We start from the raw sequence: 6509 nt of genomic DNA, 5'->3' as shown, positions 1-6509 counted from the left end.
CAAGGACATCTATGCCAGCTATTAAGCTTTTTAACTTCACGGGGGCGGGGTATAGAGAAATTTTGTTTTAAACTTTCTATTGTTACCTTCTTAAGTATCAACGCTTTTGCAGCCACTCAAGCAAATACTACAGACAATCGAAATTTCAATATTCCAGAGCATTATTTTAATGATAACGAACTTTATGATAAAAGCAATTCTACTTATAAAAAACTCCAAGGTATAAATTATTATGCTAAGAGTTCTAAACAAGATATTAACAATATTACTTTAATTTATAACAATCCTAAACTAAATATTACAAATATAAACGATTTAAATTTTAAACATTATTTACTTACTCCTGATATGAGAGAAGATGAAGTTCTTTCTTTTAAAGCAAGGCATGGTGTTAATACAGCCGATCATAGTATAAAAACAGTTAAAGTGCTTCCTTTTTTAATCACAGCAAAAACCGATCATGCTGATGCAAGTTATAATAAACTTATATTAGAACAAGGAGAACTTAGTTCGGTTTTTTATCTTAAACCTAAAGATACTCATATAAAAAACCCTAGTAATTCTAAAAGCAATCAACGCATGAATTTCTTAATGAGTTCTACCTTTACTCATTATGGTAATGCAAGCTATAACCAAACCATACTTCAAAAAGATGCTCATATTAGTATGGGAGTTGAGAACACTTATGATTTAGCCTTAAATGGTGCTCCTTATTTAATCGGAGCTATAGCCACTTATGGAGATTCTACAAATAATAGTTTAAATATAGAAGCAGGTAGCAGTGTAGAGTTTTTTACTTCCTTACCTAAAAAAGATAAAAATGGTAATAATACCTTTGATGAAAGAATCACTCACCTTGTAGGTGGTTTAGCTTATCAAGGTAATGTAAAAAACAATAAAATCTTTATCAAAGATGCTAATATGATTATCCATGGTCCAAGCAAAGCTTATGCTAGTTCAGCTGCTGCTCATATTAGCGCAGGTTATATAGATAGTGGAACAGATAAAAACTTTCAAGCCAGTAAAAACCTTTTAGACATAGATGGTTTTAATCTTGATATGTATATGAACCATGATAAACAACCCCTAGCTTATAATTCTGTTTTATTTGCTGATTTTTGGGGTGGAAAAACCGAACAAGGACAAGCCTTAGATAATACTATCAATTTAAAAGATATTAAAAACCTAAAAAAAGATAAAAACAATGAGAACATTTTTGCTCAAGCTTTGTTTAACTTCTATGCAGGAGCTTCTAATAATGGAGAAGCAAATTATAATACCTTAAACATAGAATTAAAACATCCTTTAGAAATCGCTAATAACTTCTTAGGTTATAACCAACATTCTTTTTATGGTGGCTTTGCAACTAAAGGAGCTAATCATAATACCATTAACATTAAAAACGATCTTACCACAACCGATCTTTCTCAAAGCTATAAAGATGCTTTAAATATTGTAGCTGCTAGAACCTTAGAAGGCAGTGCGGATTATAATAAAGTTTATATCAATAATTCTATGTCAACCTTACCTGTATACATTTATACAGCTAAGAAAAACATTCTTAATAATCAAGACTTTTATCCTAGTGGTGCTAATAACAATGAAGTAGTGATTAAAGACTTTGCTTCTTTTAGAAATCTAACTGTATTAACAGAAGCTAAAGAAGCCTCTTATAATACTATAAATTACAACAATGTTCAAAGCATTACCGATGCAAGTAATATAGATAAAGGTTCTAAAATCATCATAAGAGCTTTAGATAAAGCCAATCATAATACCATAGATATAAAAAACTATTCTTCTAATGCAGCTGATAATGCTTATTTGATTATGGCTTACAATGAAGCAGCTTATAATAAAATCATTATCAATGATACTTTATTTGGTGTAGCTTCAGATAAAAGAGAAGGAATTTTAAGTATTATAGCTGGACTTTCAAACAATGCCCATGATAATACCTTAATCATAAACAATCTTAATCTTGATGAGTATAAAAATAACAATTCTATTTTTATAGCTCCTTCAGCCATTACAGGTTTAAGTGAAGCTAAATCTTATAATAATACCTTATATATAGGCGGGAATTTAAATATATTTAAAAACACTTTCATAGATATATTAGCAGGGGCTTTAGTGCATTATGAAGATAGCAATAGTGCTTCTAATGCTGTAGCTCCTTCAGATATCAGTTTAAGTAAAAACAATAGACTGATTTAAATACTAAAGTTGAAGCTAGAATTATTAATAACTTTGAGCATTATTATCTTATTGTATCCAATAAAATCAACACAACCCCCCCCTTTTTTTTTTTTTGAAGTCATACGATGCTCCTATTAATATTTCTAGCGAGGGAGTATTAGCTCTTTACACCCTCAAAGAGCAATACCCCTACCTTAAAAATAAAGAAATCTTAATCTTACAAAGTGAGCAAGGTTTTATAGATGAAAATTCTAATACTTTAAATCAAGAAGAACTTCAAAGCTTTATTGAAAAAATGCAAAAAAACAAAGAAGATTTTAAACTAAGTTCTATAGATAGATTAAAAAAGATGAATTTACAAAAACTTTCTTATGAAGTAAGAATATCCCAAGATGGTAAAAGCATTTACGCAAAGATAAAATAAATCATTCCTATCTTAAAGATAGGAATCTTTTGCTTGTATTTTTATAAATATAAACAAAAGATTCTTAAATCTTAATCTTACAAAAAGGAGCAAGTCATGAAAAAGTTAAATAAACTTTCTTTGTCTTTAGTTGTAGGTTCTTTACTTTTTACACAAAGCTATGCTTTACCAAGTGGGGGTAAGTTCACTCATGGAACAAGTGGAAGTATAAGTGTTAGTGGTGGCACTATGAATATCTCAGGAAGTAAAACAAACTCTGTTATCCAATGGGGTGGTGGTTTTAATATAGCAAATGGTGAAACTGTAAATTTTAAAGGTAATGGCTATAACTACTTAAATATTGTCTATGGTTCTAAAAGCTCTCATATAGATGGAACACTAGAAGGTGGTACAAACAATATCTTTTTAATCAATCCTAATGGTATAGTAGTGGGTAAAGATGGAAGTATTAATGCAAATAGAGTGTTTTTATCTGCTTCATCGATAGGGGATAAAGAGATGAAGGAGTTTGCAAAAGATGGAAAAATTTCAGCATTTGAAGGAAATCCTCTGACAACAGCATCACCTGTAATTAAATCCAATGCAGGAAATGTTATAAATTTAGGAACTATAACAGCAGGAGAAAGAGTTGTTATGGTAGGCAATCAAGTTTCAAATATGAAATATGGTAGCACTGATTATGGTAAATTCATTTTTACAAATAAAAAAGAACAATCCAATACCGTCTATCTTGATGTCTATAGTAATGATATATTTGTCATTCGTGGTCCTGCATCAAATACAATAAAAAAAGAAGACTCTGTAATGTTGAGTATAAGACCTAATAAAGGCTCAACTGGACCAGGAGGAGATCCGACAGACACAATAGGTTATAAAGAAACTAGTGATCTTGTTGCTAAAGATAACATCTCAAATGAAGTTTTAAATTCTATATTTAATGACTTGAAATTTAATTCTAGTGTTGATATTAGCGACTTAAGTAAATTTTATAAAGATGGAAAAATATTAACAGCTGATGAATTAACAAGTATTAATCAAAGTATGGATTTTATTACTGCTTTATATGGACAAACTCAAGATAGCAATAATGCAACATTTGCAAACGCTTTAAAGGAAGTATTGGGAAATTCTTATGGTAATCTAGGAAAAGCTAATCAAGCCATTATTAAAACAAAGGAAATTCTTTCTCAAATTCCTAAAATAACCGAACAACAAAAAAATATTCAAAAAGCTTACGATCAAGCTGTAGATGCTTACAATGAAGCAGTGAAAAAATACAATGCTGCTTTAAGTGGAGTAACGGGTAGCAATGCTAGTGAAACTATAACTGCTTTAAAAACTGTTTTAGATAAAGCATATAATGATTTAAAAAATGCTGAAGCTAACCTTGAAAGCACTACAGCAAGCAATAATTCTAGCTTAAAAAGTTCTAATGAAACTTTAGCAAGTGTAAGCATAGATGGTTATAAACTCACAGTTAATGGAGAATATCTTGCAGATTATAAAACTGTTAACAAGCCTAATGATAACAATAGTGGTTCCAACAACGGAAACGATGGAACCGATTCAGGTGATATTAACAATGGTAATAACAACGGTTCTAATAACAATCCAAATGATACCATAGGACAACAAGAACCTGACATTGCTACAGCTTTGCTTATGCAAACTACAGATGAAGATCCAAATATCAATGAAGATGATAAACAAGCAAGTATAGATGAAGCCAGTACTCAAGAAAGTGGTAATGCTTGTATAGTATCGGATAATTTTAAAGCAGGAAATCCTTGCTCAAGATGATTAAAATCCAAAAGGTTAAAAGCCTTTTGGATCTTGTTAAAAATTAATAAAACAAACAAAATTTAAAGATTAAAAATCAAAAAAGATTGATAATCAATCAAACAAATACAAAAAATAAAGAAAAATAAAAAGATAAAAAGAAAGAAAAAATAAAAACAGAAAAAGCAAAAAATAAAAAAGATTAAAAACTAAATCTATAAAACAAGCTCTTATGAAATCATTAAAAAGGAAAAACACAAATGAAACGCATTATCTTACTATCTAGTTTAGCTATCTTAAGCCTTTATGCTAGTGATACTAAAGATAATAAAAAAACCATACAAATGTTAGAACAATCTCCTTATAAAGAAGATGCTAACTTAAAAAACTACAATAACACTTTAAAAGTAAAAGATGGAGTGATTATCATAGATCATTCTAATACTAGTGATGATAATAATTCAAAAACCATCAACACAAAGAAAAACACTCAAAAAGATAATAACAACACTCAAAAAAATCAACCTAATTTGTCTAATGATAATACTTTAAAAACTAAAACCCCAAATTCAAACACTCCTTCTTTAAAAAATACTTCTAAAGAAGAATCAATTCATAAAGTTAGCTTTAGCTTTCATATTACCAATAAAAACATAAACTTTAAAGATCTAGGTTTAGATGAGCAAGTTTTACAAGAAGCCTTAAACGATTACAAAAAAGAAAGTATTTCAGTTCAAGACTTACAAGATATAGCCAATATTATTTCTTATTATGTTCAAGTTAGTGGCTATCCTGCTGCTACAGCTTATATCCCACAACAAGAACTAAAAGATCAAATTCAAATCAATATCACCTTAGGTGTTTTAGGTAAATATGTGGTTCAAAACAATTCTAGTGTAAGAGATTATGCTATAGAAAGTAAATTACCTAATCACAAAGGTGAAATCATCACTACTAAATTAGTAGAAGATGCGGTTTATAAAGTCAATGAAATGTATGGCATGCAAACCCTTGCTTCTTTAAAAGCAGGAGATAATCCAGGTGAAACAGATGTAGTGATAGAAACTACCCCTAGTGATAGCTTTGTTTCTGTATTGTTTTATGGGGATAATTACGGTATAAAAGAATCAGGCAGATATAGGGGTGGTGCTAGTATGAGTTTTAATAACATAGCTCATCAAGGAGATAGTCTTAATGCTTATTTGCAAAGAAGCGATGAAGCACAAACTAACTATGGTATAAGCTATACTACTTTCTTAGGGAATTTAAAAATCACTCCAAGTTATTCTAAAGGAAACTATGCTTTAGGGGGAATTTGGAGAGAATTTGACTTTATAGGAACTTCTGAAAATCTAGGTATAGATTTAAAATATCCTTTGTGGATTACGACTTATAATTCTTTTTATTTAACTTCAAGCTATTATCATAAAAAACTTAGTGATTCTAAATTTGATATTTTAACCTTTGATAAAAGCTCTGATACGATAAGCTTTGGTATAGAAGGAGTTTATAATGGCATTAGCAATGATAGTTTTTCTTATAGTGCTAATGTAAGCTATGGTAATGTTAAAGATGAAGGTATGACTATAGTAGGTATAGGAACAAGCAAAGTAGGTGGAGTAGAATTTGGAAAATTTGCTAAACTTAATGTCAATCTTAACAATGCTTATTTCTTTAATGACACCTTTACTCATCTTTTTAGCTTAAATTATCAACAAGTTATCAATGGAGCTACATTAGATAGTAGTGAAACCATATCTTTAGGAGGTCCTTATGGAGTAAGGGCTTATAATAATGGAGATGGAGAAGGAGATAATGCTGTAGTGGCTAGCTTTGGACTTAGAATGGCTACTCCTTTAAAAGATTTTTATATCACTCCTTTTTATGATATAGGTTATTCTTGGTATGAGAATGATTCTTATACAAACTATATGGATGCTTATGGTTTACAACTACTTTATAATAAAACAGGGAATTTTTATGTTAAGCTTGATTTAGCTAGAGCTTTAAAGAAATATAAACTAGATGATGATTATAGTTCTAAAGCTTATGTAAGCTTTGGGAAGTATTTTTGAGTTTTAGCAAGAAGTTTTTCTTGCTAAGGGTG

Annotated in this window: 2 protein-coding genes and 2 pseudogenes; all 4 read left to right on the top strand. The window is 29.6% G+C overall.

Translation table 11 applies throughout. The features are described 5' to 3' along the window. The first annotated feature begins 51 nt into the window (after positions 1-51). A pseudogene (locus SR63_RS03145) lies at positions 52-2623 on the top strand (hypothetical protein). 96 nt (positions 2624-2719) lie between these two features. Then, positions 2720-4423 carry a filamentous hemagglutinin N-terminal domain-containing protein gene (locus SR63_RS03140; RefSeq protein WP_002865998.1) on the top strand — a complete coding sequence of 568 codons (1704 nt, stop codon included), beginning with the start codon at positions 2720-2722 and terminating at the stop codon, positions 4421-4423. After that, positions 4411-4551 (top strand): annotated as a pseudogene (locus SR63_RS08745) (hypothetical protein). Before SR63_RS03140 ends, SR63_RS08745 begins: the two are co-directional and overlap by 13 nt. A gap of 195 nt (positions 4552-4746) precedes the next feature. Continuing rightward, the gene (locus SR63_RS03135) at positions 4747-6477 is read left to right on the top strand and encodes a ShlB/FhaC/HecB family hemolysin secretion/activation protein (RefSeq protein ID WP_147498355.1); all 1731 of its coding nucleotides are present in this window, start codon (positions 4747-4749) and stop codon (positions 6475-6477) included. The last annotated feature ends 32 nt before the right edge of the window (positions 6478-6509 follow it).

Source organism: Campylobacter sp. 2014D-0259, assembly GCF_008000505.1.
Lineage (GTDB): Bacteria > Campylobacterota > Campylobacteria > Campylobacterales > Campylobacteraceae > Campylobacter_D > Campylobacter_D jejuni.
The sequence above is the reverse complement of the archived record's forward strand: the minus strand, read 5'-3'. Positions and strand labels throughout refer to the sequence as shown.